The following is a 26,371-nucleotide window of genomic DNA, read 5'->3' on the forward strand; positions in this document are numbered from 1 at the left end:
CAGTAGCTAGCCGATAAAGCGCTCAATCTGGCGCGGCTCGGCCTGCGGAAGGAGCTTCACGAGCCAGGCTTCCATGCGGTTTTTAGACTCCTGCGGGCTTCGCTCCGCTCGGAGGGCCGAGGCCCCGAAAAAGCTCTCCGGGGTGGTGAGCCGCGAAAGTCCCCAGCCGTAGGGCCGGCCGTTTTTATCGTGCGCCATTTCGAAGTCCGCCGTCACGATCCAGCAGCCCTTCTGCAGCCGCGTGAGCGCCGTCTCGAAGCTCTCCGAGCGGGAGGCGGGGGTGCGGCCCCCGGCCGAGTCGATCGCCGCCTCAAGCCGCGCGAGCTTTCCGACGGCGCCTTCAGGTGCTGCGCCGCGCTGCCTTTTCGGGCGGGAGCGGCGCGAGGCATAGCCCGAGAGCGCCCGCAGCTCCTTGACCAGAAGCGAGTCCTCGCCCCGCAGCGTCTCGAGGATGCGCCGCTCCTCGGCCGAGAGCGGCCAGCGGCTTCTCCTGTAGTTGAGGAAATCCGGGAACCACCGGTCACTCACGAACCCCATGCCGCGGAAAAACTTCGCGTAGGCGCAGTTTGCGAGCGAGATGATCCGGCCCTTCCAGTCCCAGACCGGCCACTGCCAGCGCCCGTCGCCGTACTCGACGTACCAGAGGTCGGGCGGGCAGGCCTCTTCGAGCGAAAAGCCTTCGATGTCGTTTTTGAAAAAGGGAAGGAATCCGTCGCGCCGGATGAACCCGACGATGTCCTCCGCGCTTCGCACCAGCTTCTTTCTCCCTGCCGCAGGCATCGCTTCGCCCTCCCCTTCTTTTCCTTCTCTGACTGATGCAAAGCCCCCGCGGCTTGTCCGCACGGGGGCCCGTCCCTAAAGAGGTCAGTTTAATGCCGCCCCGGGAGCCGCAAGAGGCGCCAGAGGGGAGTCCCCCGGATCCTTACCAAGTCGCAAGGTAGGTGATCACAAGCGCGTTGATGAAGTCGATCAGGAAGGCGCCCACGATGCTCACGATGAGCCAGGCCTTCGGGCTCTGGCCGTACTTCTCGCCCACGGCCTGCATGTTGGCCAGGCCGTTCACCGTCGCGCCCATCGAAAAGCCGATCCCGCCTACGGTGAGCATCACCGCGTCGTAGGAGCGTCCGAAGAGCGTGAACATCACAAGCCATGCGTAGACGAGCATGAGAAGCGTCTGGCCGGCCAGGATCACGAGCATGGGGATCGCGAGGTGCACGAGCTCGTAGAGCTTGAGCGAGTTGATCGCCATCGTGACGAAAAGCACGAGGCTGATGTCGGCCACGGCGTCGAGCCCCTTGCCCTGGACGCGGTAGAGGCCCGTGTAGTCGCCGATGTTGCGCACGACCGCTGCGACGATCATCGAGCCGATGTAGGCGGGCAGCGTGACGAACTGTCCGAGGTAACCCGAGACGATGGAGCCAAGCGCCACGCACACCGCCACGACGCCGCCCGCGCGCATGAGCTGCTCGGTGAAGGTGGGCTCCTTCGCGGCCGACCCCGGTGCAAGCCCGGTTTCCATCTCCTTGGGCAGATGCAGTCTGGGCTCGGGCACGCCCACCTCCTTCGGGGTCTTCACCTTGTAGCGATGGATCGCCCACTCGCCGAAGGGGCCGCCGATCAGCAGCGCCGCCACCATGCCGAAGGTGGCCGAGGTGATCCCGACCGCGGTGCCGCCGGTGACGCCGTAGGTCTGCTCAAAAAACGGACCGAAGGCGGCCGCGGTGCCCAGTCCACCCATCATGGAGACCGAGCCGGAGAGAATGCCGTAGTGGGGATCGAGCCCCATCACCGAGGCGAGCCCCATGCCGAGGAAGTTCTGCAGCACGCAGAGCACCGACACCGCCACGAGGAAACCGACGAGCATCCGCCCGCCCTGCGTGATGAGCTTCACGCTCGCCATCAGGCCCACGGTCGTGTAGAAGGCGAGCATGAGCAGCGTCTGCAGAGACGAGTCGAAGCGCACCTTGAGGACCCCGCAGCCTTCGAGCACCGAGAGGATGAGCGCGAAGGTCATGCCGCCCACCACGGGACTCGGGATCGAGTACTTCTCGAGAATCGGAATCTTTTTCTTGGCCCAGACGCCGAAATAGTAGGTGATGACGGCGAGCGCCACGGCCTGGATGGCGCTCACATTGATGAGAAGGGTTCCTGCCTTGACTGTGTAATCCATTTTGACTTCGTGTTATCTGTGGTACCTGCGGCGCCGCGGCGGCGCGCGTGACACGTAAGATTACTCGTTTTTGCGGATAACACAAACAGTAATTTACCTGTAAATAGGACGCAGGAAGGCCCGTCCGGTCCCCTCGGGGAGCCGATTTCTCTGCACTTTCAAGGCACTAAGCCGCACCCGGCCCCGGGGAGCGCGCTGCAGGGAGGCGCCTTCAGCGTTTTTCCGGACCCCGGCTGCGCGGGGCCTTCCCGCAGCCGCAGCAGGAACCGCCCCCGCAGTCGCATCCGCATCCGCAGCCGCAGCCCCTGCGCTTTCTTCTGCGGAAGATGGAAACAAGGGCGGCCGCTACCGCAGCCGCAAGCAGCGCACCAATGATGTAGTCAGCCATACAGAAATCCTCCCTGCCTCAGCCAAGGCCCGCGAGCCGCCCGACCCCGTAGACCAGGAACGCCGCGGCCCAGGCGAACGCGCACTGGAAAAAGACGAGCTCGAGCGCGCTCTTTCCGCCCAGCTCGCGCTTCACCGACGCGATCGCCGCGATGCAGGGCGTGTAGAGCAAACAGAAGATAAGAAGCGAAAACGCCGCCAGCGGCGTGAGCGAGGCGCGAAGCGAAGGCACGCTGCCGTAGAGCACCGACAGGGTCGACACTACGCTTTCCTTGGCGAGGAACCCCGAAATGAGAGAGGTGGAGACGCGCCAGTCGCCAAACCCGAGCGGCGCGAAGATCGGGGCGATCGCGCCCGCCGCCGAGGCGAGGATGCTGTCCTCGGAGTTCTGCACCATGTTGAGCGTGAAGTCAAAGCTCTGCAGGAACCAGACCACGATGGTGCCCACGAAAATCACCGTGAAGGCCCTCTGCAGGAAGTCCTTCGCCTTGTCCCACATGAGCCGCAGCGTGTTCTGCAGGCCCGGGAGCCGGTAATTCGGCAGCTCCATCACGAAGGGCACCGCCTCGCCCTCGGCCCTGAAGCGCTTCGAGACGAGCGCGACGAGGATCCCGGAGAAAATCCCGATCAGGTAGAGCGAGACCATGACGAGCCCCCCGTGCCTCGGGAAGAACGCCGCGGTGAAGAAGGCGTAGATCGGCATCTTGGCCGAACAGCTCATGAAGGGCGTGAGCAGGATCGTGAAGCGCCGGTCGCGCTCGGAGGGCAGCGTGCGGGTCGACATCACCGCGGGCACCGTGCAGCCGAACCCGATCAGCAGCGGCACGACGCTCCGGCCCGAGAGTCCGATCTTTCGCAGCAGCTTGTCCATCACGAAGGCGACGCGCGCCATGTAGCCGCTGTCCTCGAGCATGGACAGGAAGAAAAAGAGCACGACGATGATCGGGATGAAGCTCACGACGCTGCCCACGCCGTTCATGACCGCGTCGACGAGAAGCGACTTCATCGCCTCGTTCACGCCCGAGGCCTCGAGCGCCTCGGAGGCCCGTTGCGTGAACCAGTCGATCCCCTCGGCGAGCTCGTCCTGCAGGAACGCTCCGATCACGCTGAAGGTGAGCCAGAAGACCACCGCCATGATCGCGACGAAGGCCGGGATCGCGGTGAAGCGCCCGGTGAGAATCCGGTCGATCTTCTGGCTCCTTTCGTGCTCACGGCTGTGCCGGGGCTTCACCACCGTGCGGGCGCAGAGCCTGCGGATGAAAAGAAAGCGCATGTCAGCCATCGCAGCCGCGCGGTCCAGTCCCCGCTCGGACTCCATCTGCTGCACGATGTGCCCGATCATGTCCTTTTCGTTCTGCTCGAGCTTTAAGTCCCGCTCGACGATCGGGTCGCCTTCTATCAGCTTGCCCGCGGCAAAGCGCACCGGGATGCCCGCGGCCCTCGCGTGGTCCTCGACCAGGTGCATGATGCCGTGGATGCAGCGGTGCACGGCCCCGCCATGGTCGTCGCGGCCGCAGAAGTCCGTGCGACCCGGCAGCTCGTGGTAGCGCGCGATGTGCACCGCATGCCTCACGAGCTCGTCGATGCCCTGGCCCTTCTTCGCAGAGATCGGCACCACGGGGATCTGCAGGATCGACTCCATCTCGTTGATGTGGATCGTGCCGCCGTTGCCCTCCATCTCGTCCATCATGTTGAGGGCGAGCACCACGGGGACCCCGAGCTCCATGAGCTGCATGGTGAGGTAGAGGTTGCGCTCGATGTTGGTCGCATCGACGATGTTGATGATCGCCGAGGGCTTCTCGCGCAGGATGAACTCCCGGGAGATGATCTCCTCGCTCGTGTAGGGCGAGAGCGAATAAATCCCCGGCAGGTCCGTCACCTCGAACTCGGGGTGTCCCTTGATGAAGCCGCTCTTGCGGTCGACCGTGACGCCGGGGAAGTTGCCGACGTGCTGGTTCGAGCCCGTGAGCTGGTTAAAGAGCGTGGTCTTGCCGCAGTTCTGGTTGCCGACCAGTGCGAAGGTGAGCTTTCCCTCGAGGGGGCTCGCGTGCTCCTCTTCGTAGTTTTCCTGGAAGCTGTGCTCCTCGCCGAGCGCCGGGTGGGGCACAAGGCTCAGGTCCTCGTCGTCGGCGTCCTCCTGCGCGGCCCGCGGCTCGTTCCGGACTCCCTCGATGCCGATCTTCTCGGCGTCGGCCACCCGCAGCGTAAGCGAGTAGCCCTGAACAAGCAGCTCCATCGGGTCGCCCATCGGGGCGTATTTGACCAGAACCACCTCGACGCCCGGGATGAGGCCCATGTCGAGGAAGTGCTGCCGCAGCGCTCCCTCGCCCCCCACCGTCGTCACAGTCGCGGCCTTGCCGACAGGCAGTTCGCGTAAATTCATCGGCAGATCTCCTTTCCGCCCCCGGGCCTGAGGCTTTGATTTGTTTTTTATCAGCCCGAAAACTGCAGCTTCCCTCCGCCTGCCGCGGCGGAGGGCCGCATTGTAGTTCCTGAGTCCGCGCCCGCGCGCGGCCTCGCAAGGACTCCTTCAGCCCAAGTGCCGCAGCACGAAGGCCGTCATGACTCGCGGCCCCATCGGCAGCAGCGTGTCGTCAAAGTGCATGTTCCTGTCGTGCAGCCCCGAGACGGCGCCCACGCCGATGCCGAGGTAGCCCGTCCGGATCGAGGGCAGCAGCACGGGCCCGGGCTCGCAGCCCCGGATCACGGCGAGCACCCCATTCGTGTCCCCGATCCTCGAGGCCTCGACCCCCAGGGCGCGCAGCTTCGAGAGCACGAAATCGGCCGTCCGCGCGACGTCAAAGCCAGGCTCGGCCATCGGGTGCAGCTCCCGGCGAAGTTCGGTCGAATTGTAAATCTCAGGCATGAAGCGCCTCCATTTTTGCCCGCATCTCCCTTAAAGCCGCTGCGCCGCCTTCTTCAGGCTTTCCGCAGCACGCTGCGGTCGATCTGCCTCCCGTCGGGCAGCCGGGAAGAAAGCTCGAGCGAAGAAGCATCCGCCCGGAGCACCAGATAATTGTCCGTCTCGGGCTGGGGCGCCACGAATTCGTCAAACGGGCTGTCGATCCAGAAGTCGTTGTACCGGATGTTGCCCGCCACGCCGCTCACGACGTAAAGGGGGCCGGAAGCGTCGCGCCGGAAAGCGCGGATGCGGCCGCGGCGGCGGTAGGTGTGCAGGTGCGCCGTAACGACGAGGTCCACTCCCGCCTCGTCGAAAAGCGGCATCAGCTCGCGCCCGGCCTCGGAAAAGGGGCCTCGCGGCTTCCTGCCCCGGATGTTGTTTGCAACCGCGCTCCGGTGCATGAGCACGACCTTCCAGGGCTGGGCCGTCTTCGAGGCCTCCCGGAACCAGCGCTTCATTTCGGGCAGCAGCCCGGGCCTGAAGCTGTCGGACTCGGGCCACTCGGTGTTCACGACCAGAAAGCGCACGGGACCCGAGTCGAAGGCATAGTACCAACGATCCCAGAGGGCACTGCCGTTGCCGGGCGGAGCGAAGGCGGCGAGGAAGTTCTCCGGCATCCCGATCCGGGCGTTCTGATCGTAGGTATCGTGGTTACCCATCACGGGAGCGACGGGCACCCGATCGATGCCGCCCTTGACGGCCGCGAACCAGTCGTACCAGTGCTCAAGCCATGCGCCGCAGTCGACAAGGTCTCCCATGTGAGCCGTGAAGTCGGCCTGCGGCTCTCGCTCAAGGGCGCCTCGGTAGAGCTTTCTCCAGGTCTCATAGTGGTCGGTTGACTGCGAGTCCGGAAAAAGAAGCGCCGTGGTGGACCCGCGCTCCGCCGTGCGAAAGGGCGTCCAGTCCCCGAGGACCCCGGGGATGCGGTAGGCGTAGGAGCCCCCGGGCAGCAGGCCCTCGAGCCTCACTTCGTTCAGATGAAAAAGCGTTTCGCCCGAGTGGTGCTCGGTCCGCACGGGCTCGAAGGAGCACACCGCGCCGTCCGGCCCCCGCAGTTCCAGCCCCGCGGTTTTTCTTCCCTCCCACATCACCGTGCGGGAAGCCGAATTGTCAGCCCCGACCACGAGCCTCACGCGGGGACCGCCCTGGGCGGCCTGCCCTTCTTCTTTCCGGACCATATAGACGGCGGCACCGGCTGCCGCGGCCGCGGCGGCCGTACCGGCCCCGGCAAGCAGGATGCGGCGGGACAGTGCCATGCGCGTTCCTCCTTATCTTTTTTCTCTTTGGAAACCGTGAGAAAAAAAGGGCGCCCGAGCGCCCTTTTCTTCCCGTTGTCTTTATTTTAAGTTAAGTCGCGGACCGCCCCGGCCCGGGGCGCCCCGCGCAAAAAAATCAGGAGCCCGCCATGAAGGTGCGGATTCCGGAGCCCACGAACTGCACGCCGATGCACACCAGCAGGAACCCCATGATCTTCGAGAGCACCTGCGTGCCCGAGGGACCCAGCGCCCGGGCGCAGAAGTCCGAGGAGCGCATCACGATCCAGACAATGAGCGAGGTCACGGCGATCGCGGCGGTGATCACTGCGAAGGCCGCGGCCTTGCCCGGCCAGTCGTCGACTTCGGCAATCTGCGTGGAAAAGCCGATCACCACAGCGATCGTACCCGGGCCCGAGATCCCCGGCATCGCGAGCGGGAAGAAAGAGTAGTCATCCTTCGTGCGGCTCACCGGAGGCGCCTTGTTGGGGGAGGCGCCGCCAAAGAGCATCTGCTGGCCGATGAGGGCGACCACGATGCCGCCCGCGATGCGCATCGCGCCGTAGGAAATACCGAAGACAGTAAGAAGGAGGTTGCCGGCGATCAGGCTCACCACCATGATGAGGAAGGCGTAGATCGCGGCCCACTTCGCCTGCTCGACGCGGCGCTGCGCGGGCATCCCCTCGGTGAGGCTGATGAAAAGAGGAATCTTGGAGACGGGGTTCGTGATCACGATGAGCGAGATCAGCGCCCCGAAGAAAAACTGAAAATGCAGTGCCTGCGGCATGACTCTTGCCTCTGCGGTTTGCGAAGGCTCAAATCATCCTCTTTTTACATAACAAAATCAAACAGTGAAATATTGTTTTTAATACCAATTATTTTTGTTTTATGTCAATTCCACTTCAGCTTCTCGCCCAAGGCTCGCACTTCCTCGTGCCGGAAGCAGCTGAGAATATGGTCGTTCACGAGGCCGGTGGCCTGCAGATGGGAGTAGAGGATGGTGGTGCCCAGAAACCGGAAGCCCAGCTTTTTCATGTCGCGTGCGAGCCGGTCGGAGAGCGGGCTGTTCGGCGGCAGAAGATCGTCGGAGGCGATCTCGTGCTCGAGCGGACGGCCGTCGACGTAGCCCCAGATCCAGCGGGAAAAGGAACCGTGCCGCGCGGCGACTTCGAGGAAGGCCCGGGCGTTGGCCACCGCGCTTTCAATCTTGAGGCGGTTGCGGATGATCCGGCGGTCGGCCATGAGTCGCGCGACGTCGGCCTCGGTGAAGGCGGCGACCCGCACGGGGTCGAACCCGGCGAAGCACTGCCGGTAGCCCTCGCGGCGGCTGAGGATCGTGCTCCAGGACAGCCCCGCCTGGGCCGACTCGAGCACCAGAAACTCAAACTGGCCACGGTCGTCGGCGCGCGGCACGCCCCATTCCTCGTCGTGGTAGCGGACCATGAGTTCCGAGCCCCGGGCCCAGCCGCAGCGCGGCTTTGCAATCGGATCCATTTTTCTTCTCTGCCAGCCTGAAGACGAAAATATCCTTTCGATCTTAGCCGAACGGGCGGGGCCGCGCGAAAAAGGAGGGTCCCTGGGCGCCGCCCGGACCCGCCCCGGCTAAAATGGCTCCCGCTTTTGGAAAGCGGGCCGCCTCTGAAGGGCCTTCGCCCCCGCAGCCGGCTTTCCTCATGTTGAAAGGAGTTTGCCATGAAACGCCGCTTTTTCCTCGCGGCTGCGGCCGCCGCTCCCCTTGTTCTCGCAGGATGCGTTCCCCCGCCGCCGCACGGCGGCCGCCCCGACGAGCGCGCTGGCGCAGCCAGGCCCCTGCCTGCCGACGGCAGGCGCACCGGCCCCGCACCGCGCCCTGATGACCGCAGGGACGCCCCGGCCAAGGCCCCGAACGGCCCCGCGCGCAGCCGTCCCTGAAGGCAAGTGCGGCTGAAGGCTCCCTCGCGGGAGGGAAACATCAGATAATCAGCTCTGTGTCCTCCTTTTTTCCCTCTCCCGCCTTCGGCGCCACATTATGATGAAGCCAATCCTCCGGGTTCTAGCCGGGGTCTGCCTCGCCCTCACCCTCGCCGGCTGCAGCGTCTTTGCCGTGAACGGGGCGGCGGGCGCCTCGGGCACCATCCACTTCTTCGCCCCCGGCGGCAGCGGGCCTGCCGCCGGCTCTTCCAGATGAAGGCGACCAGGCGCGCCCTGCTTCTGGGGGGCGCGGCGGCGGCAGCGGCCGCTGCCGCTGGCGGCGCTTCGGTCTATCGGCGCGGCACGCCCGCGATGACCCCGCAGCGCCGAGCACGAATCGAGGCCTCACCTCACTACACGGGGGGCGAGTTCCGTCCGGTCGTGCCCCACACGCCGCTGCGGGCGGGATCTGATGTCTGGAAGAAACTCCTTTTCCCCCAACCCGGTATCGGGCAGCCGATCAATCCCCTGCCCGCGGTCAGGACCGACCTGAAGAGCCTGCCGCGGGAACGCGACCTGCTCGTCTGGTTCGGACACTCAAGCTTTTACCTGCAACTCTCCGGCCACCGCATCCTGCTCGACCCTGTCTTCTCGCGCTACGCCTCGCCCGTGCCCTTCGTCTGCCGCGCCTTCCGGGGCACGGAGATTTACTCGGTCCGCGACCTTCCCGAGAAGATCGACGTGCTCGCGCTCACGCATGACCACTGGGACCACCTCGACTACGACCTCACCCGCGAGATCGAGCCGCGGGTACACCGCGTCGTGACGGGGCTGGGCTGCGGAGGCTACTACGAGGCCTGGGGCTATCCGCCCTCCAAGATCAGCGAGGAGGACTGGGACACGGAGGTGAAAATCGACCCGGAGCTTTCCATCTGGGTGCTTCCGACGAGGCACTTCTCGGGACGGCTGCTCGAGCGCAATCAGACCCAGTACGTGAGTTTTGCCTTCATCACGCCCGGTCGCCGGGTCTTTGCAAGCGGCGACGGGGGCTACGACTCGAGGTTCTCTGATTTCGCGCGCCGCTTCGGGGGCTTCGACCTGGCGATCATTGAAAACGGTCAGTACAACCTCGGCTGGCACTCGGTGCACATGCTGCCCGAGGAGTCCGCACGGGCGGCCGAGGAGGTGGGGGCAAAGGAAGTCGTTCCCTGCCACAACTCGAAGTACTGCCTCTCGCCCAGCCCCTGGAAGGAACCGCTCGAGCGCTTCGAGCAGGAAAGCCGCGGCAGGCCCTACCGGCTTCTCACGCCGCGGATCGGCGAGGTCGTGGAAATCGGCGCGGGCCGCAGCTTCCCCGCCTGGTGGAAGAACGCGCTTTAGAAGCGGGGCCCGCGCGGCCTCACTCTTTTTCAGCCTGGTAGGACTCGCAGGGCTCGCTCTGCGGCTCGCCGCAGATCGGGATCGTGCGGCCTCGCCGGGGGGCGGCGCCGCCGGAGCCCGCGGCCTGGCCCGGAGCCGGGCGCTGACCCGTGCGCTCGAAGAACGCGTTCGAGTCGCCCCAGGCGTCCCAGCCCACTTCGTCGCCCGCCCAGCGCACCCGCGCGGTGAGGCAGTTCGCACACTGCGCGGAGGTATCCTCCACGCAGGGCTTTCCGTCGTAGAGCTGGTAGCTGGACCGGAACCGGGGCAGCGTCACGATCGGCATGAGCACGTTCGCGCCCGCGCGCAGCCCGAGCTCGCGTCCGTGGCGGTTGAGGCCCTGCAGGGCCGTGGTGGCGGCGATGTTCGCCTCCGGCATGAGAAGCCTCGCGGCCGCGATCATGTTGAGTCCGAGCTCGAAGCGCCGGGCGCGGTGCGCCTCGGTGTCGAGCCCCGCCTCGAGCGCGGCCCGGCCCATCGGCGTGTCGTGCGCGACGATGTAGGGCCCCATGCCGATCATGTCGATTTTCATGTCCCTGAAGTAAAGGAGGTCGTCGGCGAGCATCTCCTCGCTTTGACCCGGCAGTCCGATCATCACTCCGGTGCCCACCTGGTAGCCCGCGCGCCTTAGGGCGAGGAGGCACTCGTGCCGCACCTGCCAGAGGTGGCGGCCGTCGGCGGGGTGCATCGCCGCGTAGAAGGCGGGGCTGCTCTCCTCGATCCGGAGGAGGTAGCGGTGCGCGCCGGACGCAAACCAGCGGCGGTAGGTCTCCTCGGTCTGCTCGCCCACGCACAGCGTGATCCCCAGCCTGCCGCCCGTGACGCGCTTGATGCCGCGCACCGCCTCGTCCACGAAATCGATGAACTTCGGGTCCGTGCGCTCGCCCGACTGCAGCACGACCGAGCCGTAGTGGTGCCCGAAGACCCACTTCGCCTGCTCGAGGATCTCCTCGAGCGTCGACTCAAAGCGCCGCACGCCGCGGCTGCCCTTCCTGATGCCGCAGTAGAGGCAGTTCTTCACGCAGATGTTGGAAAACTCGATGAGGCCGCGGTAGTAGTCGACGCGCCCGACGCGACGCGCCTTCACCTCGTAGGCCGCCCGGTAGAGCGCCTCGCGCTCGGCCGGATCATGAAGCCCGATGAGCTGCGCGAGATCGCCGCGGCTGAAGCTGTCCTGGGCGAGGAGCTGGGAAAGCGGCTTCATCGGCGCTCCCCGCGCTCGAGCCTGCGCTGCCGCTCGGCCCGCCAGGCCTCGAGCGCCTGCGGGAAGGGCGAGAGCGTCCTCTCGAGCACGCCCTGCAGGTACGAGATCGCGACCCCATAGTTCGTCATCGGCACGCCCTGGCTCTCGCACTCGCGCAGCCTCGCGAGCATGTGCCGGCGGGTCACCATGCAGCCTCCGCACTGGATCACGACCCGGTAGGGCTTGAGTTCCAGCGGAAAGTCCTTCGACACGGCGATCGTGATGTCGAGCGGCCCGCCCGTCTTCTGCATGAGCCACTTCGGGATCTTCACGCGCCCGATGTCCTCGCCCTGCGGGTTGTGGCTGCAGGTCTCGCAGATGAGCACCTTGTCGCCGGGCCTGAGTTCGGGCAGCTCGGCCGCCCCGGCCGAGAGCTTCTCGAGGTCGCTCTTGGACCTCGCCATCAGGATGGAGAACGTGGTGAGCGGGATTTCGGGCGGCACCTGCTCGGCCACCTGCTTCACGGCCTGGGAGTCGGTGATCACCACGGCGGGCGGCACCTTCATCTCGGAAATGGCCTGCGCCACATGGTCCTCGCGGACCACGAGGCAGCCCCGCCCCTCGTCCATGAGCTCGCGGATCGCCTGCACCTGCGGCGGGATGAGGCGGCCCTTGGGGGCGCCGAAGTCGATCGGCACCACGAGGATCGCGGTCCGGCCCTCGGGGACGAGCCCTTCGGTGAGCGGCCGGTCGGGCTCCCAGCCCGCCTCGACCGTCTTCACAATCGCCGCGCGAAGCTCCTCGAGCCCCGTGCCCTTTAAGGCCGAGACGAGCACGATCGGGTAGCCGAACCCGTGCAGCGACTCGCGAAGCGCGGCCTCGGACGCCCCCCGGGCACGGTCGGACTTGTTCAGGACGATCACCACGGGCGTGCCCTGGGCCTTGAGCTTCCAGAGGAGCAGCCGGTCGGAGTCGAGCAGCTTCCCGCCTGCGTCGATCACGAGCAGCGCGAGATCCATCCAGGACAGCACCGACAGGGAGCGGGCGACGCGCTCGCGCCCGAGTTCGCCCACGTCGTCCAAGCCCGCCGTGTCGATGAAGACCACCGGGCCGATCGGGTGCAGCTCGCAGGCCTTCTCGACCGGGTCTGTGGTCGTCCCGGGGATGTCGGAGACGATGGAGAGGTTCTGGCCGGTGAGCCGGTTGATGAGGGAGGATTTGCCTGCGTTTCTGCGGCCGAAAATGCCGATGTGGATCCGCAGAGCCTTCTGAACTTCGAGTTTGATGGGAACGCTGTTCATTTTCTTTTGCTTCTTCTCTGTCCGAAGCCTGCCTCCAAGGGGTTGAGGCAGCCTTTTATTGTAAGGAGAGGCCGGCGGGAGGCTCCGCCCGGAATGGCGATTTTCCCACCCGGAGACCCCTTTTCGCGCAGGGGATTTTCCCTTAAGGGAAAAAATGCGGCCCGCTGCGCGCCGCCAAACAAAAAGCCGCCGCGGGCGGCGGGCGGACCCGCGCTGCGGCGGCTTTTCGGGGGCGGGTCGCCCGCGGCGAAAGCGCCGCGCCCGCCTCCAGAGGGCTCAGGTCAGGACTGGTTCTTCGGTTCCTTGATGTCGACCCTCACCACGTCGCGCTCAAACCAGAGCGGCGTGTGGTGCTGGGCGGCCTCGACCGAAATCGTGCCGGAGCCGAACCTCCACAGGCCCGTCACGTGAGACCAGGACAGGAGCGCGAGCGGAATGTGCGCGCACACAACGAGCACCGTGATGATCACCCCGCCCCAGACGTGGAAGTAGAACATCGGCTTGAAGACGCCCTTGCCGATCAGGGGCGCGCAGACCCACAGCAGCCAGCCCGTGATGCAAAGCGTGAAGATGAAGAAGAAAAAGAGGAGGTAGCTCATCTTCTGCCCGCCGTTGTAGCGGCCCTGCGGGGGCACTTCCACGGGCCCGAACGGGATGTGGAAGAAGCGCCGGGGATAGCCGCCCAGGTTCCTGAACCACAGGATCGAGTTCAGGTCCCACTCGAGCAGGTTCTTCATCGTGACGGCGAAGCGCTCGGGGGCCATGAGCAGATAGCTGATGATATTGATCGTGAAGATCAGGCCCACCACGATGTGGGCGAACATCAGGCCCGACTTGGTCGCGTCCGGGGCGTTGCTGAAGTAGACGATCGCGCCGGTGATGAGCAGGATGAACCAGGTGATCGCGTTCACGCCGTGAAAGATCTTGTCGGAGGCGTGGTAGCGGAGAATCCTCTCCTCGGTGGGGCAGACGTTAAGCTTCATGGCTCTTCTCCTCGAGGTCCAGGTTCGCGCGGGCCGAGTAGGTCGTGTGGACCAGGTCGTACATGAGGCCCTCGCAGGGCTTGCCGTTCATGTCCTCATAGGCCTTCTTCACCGAGGGGTTCTGGTGCGCGGAGGCGAGGTTCATCTTCTGCAGCCGCAGGTCGTCCCGGTAGAGACCGTCCTGGCGGGCGAGCAGGATCTTGTTGCGCTTGGCGATGAGGTCGCTGATCGCGAAGCTGGCGAGCGCCGCGCAGGCGACCACGAGCCCCACGACCTTAAAGAAGCCGCGGCGGCCGATCAGCATCGCGGCCGGCGCTTCCATCAGTGTGTAGCGGGTTTCCATTTAACTGTTATCTCCGAAATAGGGTCAGGCGCGCAGCGGCAGCGGCAGCGCGGGCTTGAGCCAGGCCGTGCCCATGTTCTGCACCGGCTGGCCGCCTCCGTTCACGCAGCCGCCCGGGCAGTTCATCACCTCGATGAAGTGGAAGGCGTTGCGGTCCTGGCTGAGGCGGTGCATCAGCACCGGCAGCCCCTGCAGCGCCCCGTTCACCACGGCCACGCGCAGCTTGAAGATCTTGCCGCCCAGGGCCTTCACCGGCACCGCGATCTCGGCGGTGACGAGCGCCTCGTTGCGGCCGCGCACGCGCAGCACGTTGGGGTCGGCCATGTCCTCGCCGGAAAGGGCGCGGTAGGCCGTGCGGATCGCGGCCTCCATCACGCCGCCCGAGGCGCCGAAAATCGTGCCCGCGCCCGTGTAGAGCTCCATCTCGGTGGGCTCGTAGTCCTTCGGCTCCTTCAGGGGGTTGATGCCCTTGCGCCGGAAGAGCTCGGCGAGGTCCCGCACGGTGAGCACCGCGTCGATGTCGGGGAACTGGGGCGTGGAGGCCGGGATCTTGCCCGCCTTCTTCAGGTAGTCGTAGGCCTGGTGGAACTCAGGACGGGAGGCCTCGTAGATTTTGGCCGTGCAGGGGGCGACCGCCACCATGTAGATCTTCGAGGGATCCTTGTGCCAGACGTGCTCGGCGGCCCAGGCCTTCGCCATCGTGCCGCCCATCTGGATCGGAGACTTCGTGGTGGAGATGTGCGGGATCCAGCCCGCGTAGTTGCCCTCCATGTTGCGCACCCAGGCCGGGCAGCAGCTCGTGAACTGCGGCAGCGGGTGGTGCGCCATCATGGCAACGTCCGGCGACCGGTCGTTGAGGATCCAGTAGCGGATCCTCTTCACGAGCTCCATGCCCTCCTCCCAGATCGTCTGGTCGGCGCTCTGGTTCACGTCGTAGACGGTGAATCCCACCTTGCGCAGCGCGTTCACCAGCTGGCCGGTGGAGAGGTCGCCCGGCTCGCCGCCGAATTCCTCGGCGATCGAGACGCGGTCAGCGGGCGAAGGATGCGCCACGCAGAAGAGCTCCTTGTTGTCGAGCGCCTTCATCACCTCGTCGACGAAGCTCATCTGCTCGATCGCGCCAAAGGGGCAGGCGATCAGGCACTGGCCGCACGACAGGCAGGCGTCGTTCTTGATCATGTGGGCGACGCCAAGGCCCCCCGAGATGGCGTCCACCGGGCACATCTTGCTACAAGTGTCGCAGCCGACGCACTTGTCCTTGTTGATCTTGATGATTCCGCGCAGTTCGCCCTTGCGGAAATTGCCCTGGACCGCCGGGCCGTTTTCACCCCGGCAGCCCGCTGGGGGTGTAAATGTCTTAATCGAAATGACGCTCACGATATCTCCTGGAACCGGCAGACCGGTCGTTTCTTCCTTTTCTTCGAACCGGCGCGAAGCCAGTCAATTAGACTGCCGAATTATAGGTTTAGATTTAGTTCTCTTTTTAAAAAGACGATATCTTCATCATTTTGTGAAAAAGTTAATAATCGATTGAATTTAACTAAAAATATTATATTTTTATCACTTAAGTCATAGGGGCTTTTCTGGTCTGTACCCAGTTTTTAATATACCTATTAAGGGTTATTAAGGAAAAAAGAGGAAAAACGCTTAAAAAACAAAAGACGCCGACACCGTATGAAGAACCGGGCGCGGAAATTCAGGTCTATCGATTTTGTAATGAGAATAATTATCATTACAATCTGTTTCGTTTTTGTCACCTCAAATCACTGGATCTCCAATCGTGAAACTTGCACCCATCCTTGCGATCGCTGCACCAGCCATTGTCTTAACGCCATCCTTCCCGGCCCGTGCCGATGTGATTGAACTGAATGACGTCATCGTGACCGCCGCCGGGCATGAACAGGACACGACCGAAGCGCCGGCCAGCTCCTCGGTGATCACCCAGAAGGAACTCATGACCAAGCCCGCCGCCGACATCGGGCAGGCCGTCGGCGACATTCCAGGCGTCGACATTTCCCAGACCAAGATGGGAAACAACCAGATCTCGATCCGAGGTTTCAGTCCTGAGTACACCCTCGTGCTGATCGACGGACGCAAGCAGAACACCTCCGACGGCATGATCAACAACGGCTTCGACGCAGGCGGCTTCTACATGCCGCCGGTCGGAGCCATCGACCGCATCGAGGTGCTGCGCGGGCCGGCCTCCGTAACCTACGGCACGGACGCGGTGGGCGGCGTGGTCAACATCATCACGAAAAAGCGCTACGACAAGTTCTCGGGCTCGCTCTCCATCGAAAGAAAGCAGTTCTTCGAGGACGATACCTGGGGCAACCAGACCGGAGCCTCTGCGGTCCTCGTCATCCCGCTGAAAAAAGGCGTCGCGTCGCTGCAGCTGCGGGGCCGCTATCTCAACCGCGACGCCTCCGAGATCCTCACCCCGGCCGGCAAATACGCCACGCACTCGCCCTCAAGCGGCTACACCGGAAACTTAGGCGGACGGCTCGACCTCACGATCAACGAGTCAAACGACATTTACTTCGATGCCGACTACTCGCGCTTTGAAGGCGGCTCCATGAGCACGAGCGCCTATTCCATCAAAAACGTCCGGACCTGGGAGAAGGCCAACGCGACTCACGGCGTGGAATCCTCGTTCGAACTGATCCTCAAGCTCAACCCCGAGTACTTCTTCGTGCTTGACCGCGACGTTCTGGACAACGAGCTCATCGCCTCAACCCGCGCGGCCCGGCAGAAAAAAATCATTTACCTGAACGCTGCGGCCTGGTACCTGTCCGAGGGCGGCGTTCAGTCCATGAACCTGATGCTCGATGATGTCGCCGGAGCTCTGGGGATGAAGGCATGACACAGGAAAAAAATTCGTCCGGCATCAGCCGCAGGACGCTCCTGAAGGGACTTGCTGCCGGAGCGGTTCCCTTAAGCGCGTCCGCCTCCCCCGAAGCCTCCGGCCCGGTCTCGGAGCTGCGGCTCGGGGAGCTGCGCCGCCTCGACTCCGAGATTCTGGCCGAGCCCCGCCGCCTGCGCGTTCATTTCTCCGCCGAAGCGGCCGCAGCCGCCTGCGCCGGAGCCCCCGTCGCGGCCTACTACGTGCTGGACGCCGAACGACTTTTCGCTCCCGTCGCAGCGTTCTGCGACTATCTTTCGGGCGGAAAGCTACGCGCACGCGCAGCGGCTTTTGTGGCCGGGATCGACACCGGAGGGCTGGAGACCCGGTTCCGCGACCTCACGCCGACAGCCTCGAGCGCAGGACGGGACGGGCAATCCGCCCCGGGTGCGCGGGTCCGGGGCGGCGGCGCCTCCCGCTTCCTCGAGTACCTTGCCCGGGAGCTCGTCCCGGCCGCGGAGTCCACTCTTCCCGACGGCCTGAAGCCAGCTCGAAGAGCGCTTCTCGGACACTCCCTGGGAGGGCTTTTCACGCTCTCGGCGCTGACCGCAGAAAGGCCCCGGGTCTTTCAGGATTTCATCGCGATCGACCCAAGCCTGTGGTGGGACCGGGGCAGCACGCTTGGAAACGGAGTGCGGGCCTTGGCCCGGATGCCGGATCGCGCGCTGCAGGGCTCGCGCATCTTCATCGGATTCGCCTCGGCGCCCCGCACCGGCAACGAGCTGCATCTGAACAAGGCCCGCAGCATCGAAACCGACTGGGGCCCCGCCCTCGCAGCACTGGGAGCGGGGCTGTCCACCCGCTTCTATCCGGGCGAGACTCACGACACGGTCGCCCTCGCGGGATTTCTGGATGCCCTGAAAGAGATGATGCTTGCCTGAACGCGCTCAGCCCTGCCCTGTGGCAATGGCTACCAACGGCATCGTAGACACCGAGGCCTCGGTCGTCATCGCACCCTCTAGACCGTCACGTCATAGGCCTTCGGGTTGTATAGCGCGGCCAGCAGCGGGATCACATTGCCCGAAGGCGTCGCGCTCGAGGACCACGCCGGCGAGACCATGCTGCTTTACACGCACATCGGCTTCTGGTCCGAGCTCGTGCGCAGGCGCATGCCGAAGACCCGATTCCTGCTTCAGGATGACCGCCGGACACTGCTGGAGCTCATCGGCAGCTCGGGTATCCCCGCCTTTACCACGGACATTGACAACCTGAGCCGCAACCTCGGGGGCCGGGTCTGCATTCCCTTTTCCGACCCCGAAGCCCGGGTCGACTACTACCTGGTGTGCCGAAAGGATTACTGGCGGCAGCTGCACCTCTAGATTCGGGAGAAGGACCGGCCGCAGTAAGGGTTATTACTAAAACAAGAAAGGCCCTCCCCCATATGTTGTTGTTCCCCGACTTCGGCCTAAAAAAGGTTTCCCTTTCTGAACAAGAGCTTTGGGAAACTCTGGGGCGGACGCTGACCACAAGCCTCCAAAAACACTAGAACTAGAAGAGCGAAACTTACAAAATACAATCCTTAGTCAGCGTGTAGAATGTGCCTTCGTGCGCGGAAGATTGTCCGCGGGTCCGGGCTGGCCCCGGCCCCGCCTTTTTTTTCGCTTCCGCGCTTGCTACTTGCTGAAAAGCTCCCGCGGTCCAGGCCTGATCCTCCGGAACTGACCCGCCCGCTCCAAGGTAAGGGCCGTTCTGAAGAGGACGCCTCGGGACCGCAGATTGTGAAAACACGGCTGATAGAGAAAAGAAAAATGGTACAGGTCATCAAAAAAGACGGTTCCCTCGAGAACTTCATCCCCTCGAAAATCTCGGTTGCGGCCAACAAGGCCGCCTTCCGCTGCGACAAGAAGTTCACCGAGCAGCAGCAGGCGCAGATCGTCGAGGCGGTGCTCAAGAAGCTCGGCAACCGGGACAAGACCACCGTCTCCGACCTGCACGAAATCGTGATCGCTACCCTCGGGTCCCTGGGCTACGTCGACGTCGCGCAGTCCTACGCCGAATACCGCTACTACAAGACCCAGTACGCGAAGACCTTCGAGAAGCTGCGCCAGGACGCCGACGACGTGCTGCACCTGGGCGACCGCGAGAACGCGAACTTCGACTCCGCGCTCGTCTCCACGAAGGGCTCGCTCATCAAGGGCTACCTCACGAAGTCCCTCTACAAGCAGTTCTACCTCTCCAAGCAGGAGAAGGCCCTCACCGAGCGCGGAGACATCTACATCCACGACCTGCGCGACATGATCCTCGGGAGCGTAAACTGCTGCCTCTTTGACATCGGCCGCGTCCTCAAGGGGGGCTTTGAGATGTCCAACGTCGAGTACACGGAGCCGAAGTCGGTGCTCTCGGCGCTGCAGGTCGTGGGCGACCTCACGCTGGTGGCGACCGCACAGCAGTTCGGGGGCTTCACGCTGCCCGAGCTCGACAAGGTGCTGCTGCCCTACACGCTCAAGACCTACAGGAGCGCCCTTGAGCGCTACAGGGGGCTGGGGCTTGCCGAGGACAAGTGCCTCGAGCAGGCCGAGAAAGACACCCGCCGCGAGCTAGAGCAGGGCTTCCAGAGCCTCGAGCTCAAGCTGAACACCGTGCCCTCGAGCCGCGGCGACTTCGCCTTCACGACCGTCACCTTCGGGCAGTGGTCGATCACGAAGACCACGCACGAGGAGCGCAAGTGGCTCGAGGCGATCGACGAGACGCTGCTGCGCACGCGCCGCAACGGCCACGGCAAAAACCACCAGCCGGTGGTCTTCCCGAAGCTGGTCTACCTCTACGACGAGAACCAGGTGAAGAACGACGACTCGGGCTACAGCCAGAAACTCTACGAGGAAGGCATCCGCACGTCGGCTGAGTGCATGTACCCCGACTGGCTGTCGCTCTCCTCGAAGTACGGCACCGTCTCGCACGAGTTCCAGACCCACGGCGAGATCATCAGCCCGATGGGCTGCCGCGCCTACCTCTCGCCCTGGGCGAACGAGAAGGGCGAGTACATCTCGGTCGGCCGCTGCAACATCGGCGCGGTCTCGATCAACTTCCCGCTCATCATCAAGTACACGCAGGTAAACTACCCCGACTCCTGGCGCGAGCGCTTCTGGGTCGAACTCGACCAGAGGCTCGAGGTGATCCGCGCGTTCCTGAAGAAGCGCTATGACGTGATCCGTCACCAGAAGTGCTCCTCGAACCCGCTCGCCTTCACGCAGGGCGGCTTCTACGAGGGCACAAAGGATCCGGACGACGAGGTGGGGGATCTCGTGCGCTACATGACCGCGTCCTTCGGCGTGGCTGCGCTCGACGAATCCACGTACCTGTGGACCGGCCGCCGCCTGGTCGAGGACGAGGGGCGCTTCGGCAGCGAGATCCTCAACCACCTCAAGGCTAAGATCGCGCAGTTCAAGAAGGAGGACGGCTACCTCTACGCGATCTACGGCACGCCCGCCGAGAGCTACAGCGGCACGCAGGCCCGCCAGTACGATGCCTACTGCAGGAGCGTCGGGGTTGACAACGTCTTCGCGCACACGAAGCACTACAACAAGGACTACTTCTCGAACTCCTTCCACGCGAACGTGACCGAGGACATCACACCGTTTGAGAAGCAGGACGCGGAGTTCCGCAACTTCCACCTCTGCGAAGGCGGGCACATCCAGTACGTGCGGCTCGACAACCCCGAGAACACCGAGGCGGTGAAGGCGGTCATCGAGCGCGGCATGAGCGACGGCTTCTACCAGGGCGTGAACTTCGACGCGGCCTACTGCCACGACTGCGGGACGCACTCGACCAACGTGCTCAACGTCTGCCCGCACTGCGGCAGCCGCAACATCACGGTGATCTCGCGCGTATGCGGCTACCTCGGCTACACGAACGTGAACGGGAAGTCGCGCATGAACGACTCGAAGCAGCTCGAGATCTCGCAGCGCGTCTCGATGTGAGGCGGGCGGACAGTCCGGGGAGCGACTTGACATGAACTACGTGGGCTTCAGCAAATTCGACACCGCCAACGGCCCGGGTGTGCGCGTCTCGCTTTTCGTGGCGGGCTGCACCGTGCACTGCAAAGGGTGCTTCAATCCCGAGTCCTGGGACTTCCGGGCCGGAAAGCCCTTTACAGGGGAGACGCTCGAGGCGCTGCTCTCGGGCCTTCGTAGCCCCTACGTGCGGGGGCTGTCGATCCTGGGCGGCGACCCCTTTGAAAAAGAGAACATGCCGCAGGTCCTCGCGATCGCGCAGGCCGTGCGCCGCGAGTTCGGCTCGACAAAGGACATCTGGATCTGGAGCGGGCGCACGCGCGAGGTGCTCGAGCGCGATTCCTCCGCCCGCGCGATCCTGTCCGAGGCCGATGTGCTGGTCGACGGCCCCTTCGTGGAAAAGCTGAAGGTCACCGAAAAGGGGCACTGGTTCGGAAGCACCAACCAGCGGGTGATCAGGCTGCGCCCGGTGGCGGCGGTGCCCGCCGCCCAGGACAGGGCGCCCCGGTAAGGCGCCTAACCTCATGCTGTAGCAATCTGTAGCGTTCCAAAAAAAGTACTATAAAACAATAATATAAGAAAATATTGCATTTTTGTCGTGCTGTCTCGTGCTGTGGATAACCGCCCACAGCTAACATATTTATGTAGTCCCCTATGTAGTCCCAGATGTAGCCAACAAAAGAGGGGAACGCTAACCAAATTAAGGCGAGAGCACATGAAAAAGGCAAGAGACCTTACCGATGTAGCAATCAGGGCGTTTATCAAAGAGGCTGAACAGCTGCCAACAGAAGGGGCGGAAAAACACAGGGCTGACGGGAAAGTACCGGGCCTGTCGGTCTGGGTTAGGAGAACAAGTCTAGGGACATCCGTACGGTGGAAATATGCCTACAGAACAAAAACGGTTAACAGGACGTTCGGGCTAGGGAGCTATCCGGGGATAACGCTTCAAAAAGCAAGGGAGCGGGCCGCGGCGATTAGGGATCAGATGGGGGCCGGTATTGATCCAAGGGAAGAAAAGAGGAAACGAGAGGCAGCTGCCAGACAAGAAAGGGAGGCGGCGGCTAAGGCTGCGGTGACAGTGGGCGATCTATTCGAGGAATTCGCCGAAACGCGCCGCGGCAGTTGGAGCAGAAAAAGGGACGAATTAACTGAACCTAACCGGGTTCGGCTTCATGTGCTGCCTGCTTTAGGCCCGCTGCCGGTTGAGAAAGTTACACCCGCGGATATTGCGGAAGCCATCAAACCATCTTGGAAAGACCACCCGGAGACAGCGAAAAAGGCGCTGACCATGCTGCGGAAATTTTTCGTTTGGGTTACGGACAAAGGCTTTAGGGAGAACAGCATCAACCCGGTTGATACCGAACGGATAGAGCTGCTCATAGGAAAAAAGGGAACAAGAGCGGGACACCATGCCGCTATGGACTGGAGGCAAATGCCGGATTTATTTGTAGAGCTTTCCCAGAGCACAGGAACGGCTGCACGGGCGCTCATTTATGCGATTCTGGCCAATGTCCGAATAGAGAACGCCATAGGGCTTAGGTGGGGCGCCGTTGACTTTGACAAGGGCGAAGTGCGGTATCTGGCTTCAGACATGAAGATAAAGCGCAACGGAGACTTCACGGTGTACCTGTCTCGCCAGTCTGCCGCCGTCCTGAAGTCTCAGGCAAAGGCTGATGCTGTTATGGGTACTACCGCCCCAGACGGCTATGTATTCCCCTCCCAAACAAGGAATAACCGGCCAATCACAAACTCGGCAGTTGAGAGCCTCCTTAAAACCTTCTGTGAGCGCCGCGGGTTCATTGATGCAAAAGAAACCGAGAGGATGAAGCGGCCGGCCTACCCTACGCCGCACGGGACGGCCAGAGCCTCGTTCATGACATGGGTAGAAGAGACAGGAAGGAACCGGACTGCCGCCGAGAGAAACCTTCACCACCGGACAGAGACATCAATAGGGCTTGCCTACAACCGCACCGACTACCCGGATGAACGCCGGAAGCTGTCTCAGGAATGGGCGGATTACTGTTTCTCGAAATGTATAACAGACAAAAAAGAAGGCAAAAAAAGCGGGAAAAACGGGAACACCTGAATTTATAGGGGTTAGCAAGGAATGGGGTAGCGGGAATAATGCGGGAATAGAGCGGGAAAAAGAGGGAATAAGAGGGAATTGATTATTTATTTATTATTTTTTTTATTTATTTATATATTTATATCTATATCTATGCAGTGTCTTTGGATGTGGCCAGAATTTTTAGCTCATCCATTCGGTGATTTCGGTTCTGATGATGCGCGGCCTTCCTGTCGGTGTTTGCCGCACCCTGTGAACAGGAAAGCCGCAGCGCAACGATTAAGAGAAAACGCGCAGCGCGCGGCCTCTATGCTCAATCCAGATTAGGGGCTACTTTTTCATACTGTCGGGCTGAGCAGGCAGCGGCGCCGCATCAATAGCGGTGTTCAGCCATTCGCGGCCGCCCAGTGCCTTTAATTTCTCTATGCGGGACGGTGCAAGGAACAGGACAACGCGCTGAACCCCCTCGCCTATCTTTTTCCGCCCGGCGCCCTTTAAATCCATCCAATTCAACTTAATTGAATTGATCCGTTGAATTGATCAGTTGAATTGATCCGTTGAATTGAATTCCGGCGCCTACTGGTTAATAAAACTAAAGGTTTCGGACATCCAGATCCCGCGACCGCTTCGGCTGCTAGTAAAAACTTGTGTTTCCGAAACGGTCCGCGCGTACGTGCATGATGGTGGGAGCAGCCCTGCGCCTTCAGTTGCTTGAAACTATGAGTTTCTAAAACAGCCGGAAATAGATATCCGGGTACAGAAAGCGAGGGGGCTTTAGCAGGAATTTATACAACGGTCCGCGCGGGTGCATGTGAATATGGGACAATTCTTATATGTCCGAACATATTCTTACGGCGGTGAACTGAATGCAGATGACATTACGGAGCAGAGGAAGAGAAAGGACGGTTAACGTTCCTGATGATTGGAACAAGGGGCGCACGTGCCTGAACGTGTATCAGGTAGCAGCGCTTTTAGGTCTGGCGCCTTCAACCATCTGGAGGAAGGTGAAGACTGAATCCGCCTTCCCCCGCCCTTGCCGTATCAGTGCGCACACAACAGCGTGGTACTCGGATGAACTGGATGAATACTTGAATGCTGCGCCCGCCGATTTTGGTAAGGGCGAAAGATTCCGGGACTGTGTGCTTGAAGCTATGAGGAATCCGCGATACAGGCGCGAGCTGATTGAGTTTCTTGTATCGTCCGGCCTGATCAATGAAACCAACATCAATAAAGCGCTTAACATTTCTTAGCTTCCCTACCCGCGGTCGGTGCCATCATCCTCGCGCGCGCGCGCGGACTGGCGCAGAAAATCTTCCCCACCCGCGGGCGGTGTCATCCCGGGGCCAATGTCGCAACTAGAACGCGCGCAGAGCCATCAGGCGGGCCGGGTATAAAGGAACACCGGCCTCATTGAGAAAGATTGGCAGCGAGAACCTGATAAAACCTTGCATTGCTAGCGCGCGAGGACTTCCATCCGGTGCCATAAAACGGAGAAACCCCGCGGCGCCCTGAGTTCATTGAGCCATTGCGTGGTCTGCGGGTTGTTGGAAGCACTGGGGCGCGGCTGTAACCTGAAACAGTTACGCACGGCATGAGCTGCTCCAGTGGCTGCGTTCTATGCGCTGCCTGTAAGCGCCAACGGGGGTAGGGGGATCAGATTTTGAAATCGAAAAACCTCAAGACCGCGCCCTTAGCCTTTTTTTTGCGCACGAATTTCATTTTTTGGAAACCTGAAGCAGCGGCCTATCCACCCTACCCCCGGTGTTCAAAAGTACACGCGAAAGCCCTATAGACCGCGTTCATAGCCAAGTTTTGTAAGTGCCTTTCGTTTTTAGGGGTTTTGGGGGTTTTGACCTTTTCCCCGGCGAATCAAGAAAACTGGCAGGAATGGAAACGCGATAAGGCGCACCGGTAGAGGCGCCGGTGCATTCCATTGAGTGCTGTGTTGTTGTGTAAGCCTCATCCCCGCGGAAGATCAGCACCGGAGCAGGCAGGCAGCCGCAAAGAAAACGGCCCGACCTAAAAAAACCTCACAAAACCTTACTTTTCTCGCCCGCGCAGGTGCGCCCGTGAAGGTGCGGCCGCGGCGCTGCTTTTTTCAATTCTTGATTTCCCTAAAACAGGAACGAATAGGCTCTAACCGGGGTTGTCATCTAAAATTGAATCAGGTGCGCTCCCGGCGCCGGATTGATCCCCGGCGTTTTTCCTGTGCTCTGTGAAACCCCTTTATAAGCAAGCACGGGACGGGGAGCGGCCTATCTTCGATTGGGCGAGAGCGAGGAAAGGGGAAAGGGGCGGCAATGGATAAGGAACGATACAACTACTGGCTGCATAAAGAAGGGTGGGATGCGGTTGAGGGCTGCTTATTGCTAGCGGACATAGACCCTGACGCAGAAGAGAAAAGAGAAATTTTCGGCGCGGGATCGTTTGACGGAAGTATAAAAAGCTGCCTTAAAAATTTTCTTAATAACTCCGGACAGTTTCCGACCTATAGTTTTAATTACCTTCCGGATGAATCTGATCTTGATGGCGCATTTAGCGGCGTTACATTTCCGCAATTTAAAAAATTTACAGAAATATTTTTAGCTTTTTGGGGAAGCATAGAGAGAGAAAACACACCCGATAACGAACGTTTTACGCAACGCAACGTTAGTGAAATTTTAAAAACCATTCATTTTTATAGAGGCGATCTCTTTATAAACAAGGATAGAAAAGAGCTTATTGATGTTGCGTTCCCGAAAGAATGGTTTTATGAATTTTCTGAACAATGTGTAAGCACCGTAGAAGAGGGGGACTATTGTCAGGATCCTCTGGCCTTAGATGTCCCGATTTTCGGATTGACTGTAGAGGCCAATCAAACATCCGAGTTATTCGAGCAAGCCACGTCAAAGCTGCAGCAGCGGATGGCTGACCTGTCTCCCGTACCGGAGCAGCCCGCTGATTCTGTAGATCGTTTTAATGACGATCTTGACGCCGATGATTATCCGGTTCAGGAAAGCGAGGAAGAAGGCGGCAATGAGCAGGCGCCGGTGCCAGAACCACCAGAAGGCAGTGACCCATTCGGTGATTGGTTGAGGTCCCTGCAGAAAGGCATAGAGGAAGAGAAAGCCAAAAACAAACAGATTCAAGAAAATCTGGCAGAAGTGGCTGCGCAACGGGATGAGCTGAAGAAAAAATTAGACGATTCCAAAGGAGGCGCCGAAGAGGATAAGGAAAAGCGCCAAAAACTGGAACAGGAAAACGCAGCACTGCAGGCCCGGGTAAATGATCTTGAAAAGAAAGTATCTGCAGATCCAAACGGCGATCTAGGCCGGGGCGTAACGGTCCGGGATATAAAAAGCATTCTGGAAGCGACCATTGAGCAGCCGAACCATGAGGCTATTTGCCTTCCCCTCGCTGCCATGATTGAAGCCTATTCGAGCGTTCACCGCAACGGCTCATACCGGTGTGGAACTAACGCGGCGGTTCAGCAATACATTGAAAAAAGGTTTGTTGACGGCGCCGGTAAAAGCATTTTTTCGAAGAATGTACGGGAGGCCATGGCTAAGGTGACAAACTGGAATTTCACCCCGGGCCGCCCTCCCAAAAACGCATACAGCTGAGCAAAAAATGGGGGGCACCCCCAT

General features: G+C 61.8%; 24 protein-coding genes. 11 read left to right on the forward strand and 13 right to left on the reverse strand.

The genetic code is table 11. The features are described from left to right. Positions 1–6: 6 nt before the first annotated feature. The 8 genes from MAF45_RS04925 to MAF45_RS04960 form a co-directional block, all read right to left on the reverse strand. Positions 7–780: an AlkZ-related protein gene (locus tag MAF45_RS04925; RefSeq protein ID WP_237978444.1), complete on the reverse strand. Its 774-nt coding sequence runs from the start codon at positions 778–780 to the stop codon at positions 7–9. A gap of 142 nt (positions 781–922) precedes the next feature. Then, the gene (gltS, locus tag MAF45_RS04930) at positions 923–2,170 is read right to left on the reverse strand and encodes a sodium/glutamate symporter (protein ID WP_237978445.1); all 1,248 of its coding nucleotides are present in this window, start codon (positions 2,168–2,170) and stop codon (positions 923–925) included. Positions 2,171–2,381: 211 nt separating this feature from the next. Continuing rightward, positions 2,382–2,558, reverse strand: a complete 177-nt coding sequence (locus MAF45_RS04935) for a FeoB-associated Cys-rich membrane protein (protein WP_237978446.1) — start codon at positions 2,556–2,558, stop codon at positions 2,382–2,384. Positions 2,559–2,576: 18 nt separating this feature from the next. After that, positions 2,577–4,940 (reverse strand): ferrous iron transport protein B, encoded by a 2,364-nt coding sequence (gene feoB, locus MAF45_RS04940; RefSeq protein ID WP_237978447.1) that lies wholly within the window; start codon positions 4,938–4,940, stop codon positions 2,577–2,579. 147 nt (positions 4,941–5,087) lie between these two features. Then, positions 5,088–5,423 (reverse strand): hypothetical protein, encoded by a 336-nt coding sequence (locus tag MAF45_RS04945; RefSeq protein WP_237978448.1) that lies wholly within the window; start codon positions 5,421–5,423, stop codon positions 5,088–5,090. A gap of 53 nt (positions 5,424–5,476) precedes the next feature. Then, entirely contained in the window at positions 5,477–6,715 is a 1,239-nt protein-coding gene (locus MAF45_RS04950; RefSeq protein ID WP_237978449.1) for a metallophosphoesterase family protein, read from the reverse strand. A gap of 136 nt (positions 6,716–6,851) precedes the next feature. Next, positions 6,852–7,499: a MarC family NAAT transporter gene (locus MAF45_RS04955; protein WP_237978450.1), complete on the reverse strand. Its 648-nt coding sequence runs from the start codon at positions 7,497–7,499 to the stop codon at positions 6,852–6,854. A 104-nt stretch (positions 7,500–7,603) separates the two neighbouring features. After that, positions 7,604–8,206 (reverse strand): DNA-3-methyladenine glycosylase I, encoded by a 603-nt coding sequence (locus tag MAF45_RS04960; RefSeq protein WP_237978451.1) that lies wholly within the window; start codon positions 8,204–8,206, stop codon positions 7,604–7,606. A gap of 198 nt (positions 8,207–8,404) precedes the next feature. Between MAF45_RS04960 and MAF45_RS04965 the strand changes: the two genes are divergently transcribed. From MAF45_RS04965 to MAF45_RS04975, 3 genes are all read left to right on the forward strand, one after another. Continuing rightward, positions 8,405–8,623, forward strand: coding sequence for a hypothetical protein (locus tag MAF45_RS04965; protein WP_237978452.1), 219 nt, complete (start codon positions 8,405–8,407; stop codon positions 8,621–8,623). A gap of 97 nt (positions 8,624–8,720) precedes the next feature. Beyond that, positions 8,721–8,879 carry a hypothetical protein gene (locus MAF45_RS04970; RefSeq protein WP_237978453.1) on the forward strand — a complete coding sequence of 53 codons (159 nt, stop codon included), beginning with the start codon at positions 8,721–8,723 and terminating at the stop codon, positions 8,877–8,879. Next, positions 8,876–9,982, forward strand: a complete 1,107-nt coding sequence (locus tag MAF45_RS04975) for an MBL fold metallo-hydrolase (protein WP_237978454.1) — start codon at positions 8,876–8,878, stop codon at positions 9,980–9,982. Before MAF45_RS04970 ends, MAF45_RS04975 begins: the two co-directional genes overlap by 4 nt. A 19-nt stretch (positions 9,983–10,001) precedes the next feature. Here the strand turns inward: MAF45_RS04975 and hydE are convergent, their stop codons facing one another. The 5 genes from hydE to MAF45_RS05000 form a co-directional block, all read right to left on the reverse strand. Further along, entirely contained in the window at positions 10,002–11,225 is a 1,224-nt protein-coding gene (gene hydE, locus MAF45_RS04980) for a [FeFe] hydrogenase H-cluster radical SAM maturase HydE (protein WP_237978455.1), read from the reverse strand. After that, positions 11,222–12,505 (reverse strand): [FeFe] hydrogenase H-cluster maturation GTPase HydF, encoded by a 1,284-nt coding sequence (gene hydF, locus MAF45_RS04985; protein WP_237978456.1) that lies wholly within the window; start codon positions 12,503–12,505, stop codon positions 11,222–11,224. The genes hydE and hydF overlap by 4 nt, the downstream gene beginning before the upstream one ends. Positions 12,506–12,786: 281 nt before the next feature. Continuing rightward, the gene (locus MAF45_RS04990) at positions 12,787–13,488 is read right to left on the reverse strand and encodes a cytochrome b/b6 domain-containing protein (protein ID WP_237978457.1); all 702 of its coding nucleotides are present in this window, start codon (positions 13,486–13,488) and stop codon (positions 12,787–12,789) included. Then, complete coding sequence (locus MAF45_RS04995) at positions 13,478–13,831, reverse strand: iron hydrogenase small subunit (protein WP_237978458.1); 354 nt, start codon at positions 13,829–13,831, stop codon at positions 13,478–13,480. The genes MAF45_RS04990 and MAF45_RS04995 overlap by 11 nt, the downstream gene beginning before the upstream one ends. 24 nt (positions 13,832–13,855) lie before the next feature. Next, positions 13,856–15,208, reverse strand: coding sequence for a [Fe-Fe] hydrogenase large subunit C-terminal domain-containing protein (locus tag MAF45_RS05000; RefSeq protein WP_237978459.1), 1,353 nt, complete (start codon positions 15,206–15,208; stop codon positions 13,856–13,858). Between the two features lie 403 nt (positions 15,209–15,611). Between MAF45_RS05000 and MAF45_RS05005 the strand changes: the two genes are divergently transcribed. The 8 genes from MAF45_RS05005 to MAF45_RS05040 all read left to right on the forward strand — a co-directional run bounded on the left by MAF45_RS05005 (position 15,612) and on the right by MAF45_RS05040 (position 26,347). After that, positions 15,612–16,691 (forward strand): TonB-dependent receptor plug domain-containing protein, encoded by a 1,080-nt coding sequence (locus MAF45_RS05005; protein ID WP_237978460.1) that lies wholly within the window; start codon positions 15,612–15,614, stop codon positions 16,689–16,691. After that, positions 16,688–17,611 (forward strand): alpha/beta hydrolase, encoded by a 924-nt coding sequence (locus MAF45_RS05010; protein WP_237978461.1) that lies wholly within the window; start codon positions 16,688–16,690, stop codon positions 17,609–17,611. Before MAF45_RS05005 ends, MAF45_RS05010 begins: the two co-directional genes overlap by 4 nt. 177 nt (positions 17,612–17,788) lie before the next feature. After that, entirely contained in the window at positions 17,789–18,049 is a 261-nt protein-coding gene (locus tag MAF45_RS05015; protein ID WP_237978462.1) for a hypothetical protein, read from the forward strand. A 429-nt stretch (positions 18,050–18,478) separates the two neighbouring features. Beyond that, positions 18,479–20,647, forward strand: coding sequence for an anaerobic ribonucleoside-triphosphate reductase (gene nrdD / locus MAF45_RS05020; protein WP_237978463.1), 2,169 nt, complete (start codon positions 18,479–18,481; stop codon positions 20,645–20,647). A gap of 31 nt (positions 20,648–20,678) precedes the next feature. Then, positions 20,679–21,191, forward strand: coding sequence for an anaerobic ribonucleoside-triphosphate reductase activating protein (nrdG, locus tag MAF45_RS05025; protein ID WP_237978464.1), 513 nt, complete (start codon positions 20,679–20,681; stop codon positions 21,189–21,191). 204 nt (positions 21,192–21,395) lie between these two features. Then, positions 21,396–22,766: a tyrosine-type recombinase/integrase gene (locus MAF45_RS05030; protein ID WP_237978465.1), complete on the forward strand. Its 1,371-nt coding sequence runs from the start codon at positions 21,396–21,398 to the stop codon at positions 22,764–22,766. A gap of 845 nt (positions 22,767–23,611) precedes the next feature. Further along, positions 23,612–23,995: a helix-turn-helix transcriptional regulator gene (locus MAF45_RS05035; protein WP_237978466.1), complete on the forward strand. Its 384-nt coding sequence runs from the start codon at positions 23,612–23,614 to the stop codon at positions 23,993–23,995. Between the two features lie 1,050 nt (positions 23,996–25,045). Continuing rightward, positions 25,046–26,347, forward strand: coding sequence for a hypothetical protein (locus tag MAF45_RS05040; RefSeq protein WP_237978467.1), 1,302 nt, complete (start codon positions 25,046–25,048; stop codon positions 26,345–26,347). Positions 26,348–26,371 lie beyond the last annotated feature (24 nt).

This window comes from Mesosutterella porci (assembly GCF_022134585.1).
In the GTDB taxonomy this organism is placed as follows: Bacteria; Pseudomonadota; Gammaproteobacteria; order Burkholderiales; family Burkholderiaceae_F; genus Mesosutterella; species Mesosutterella porci.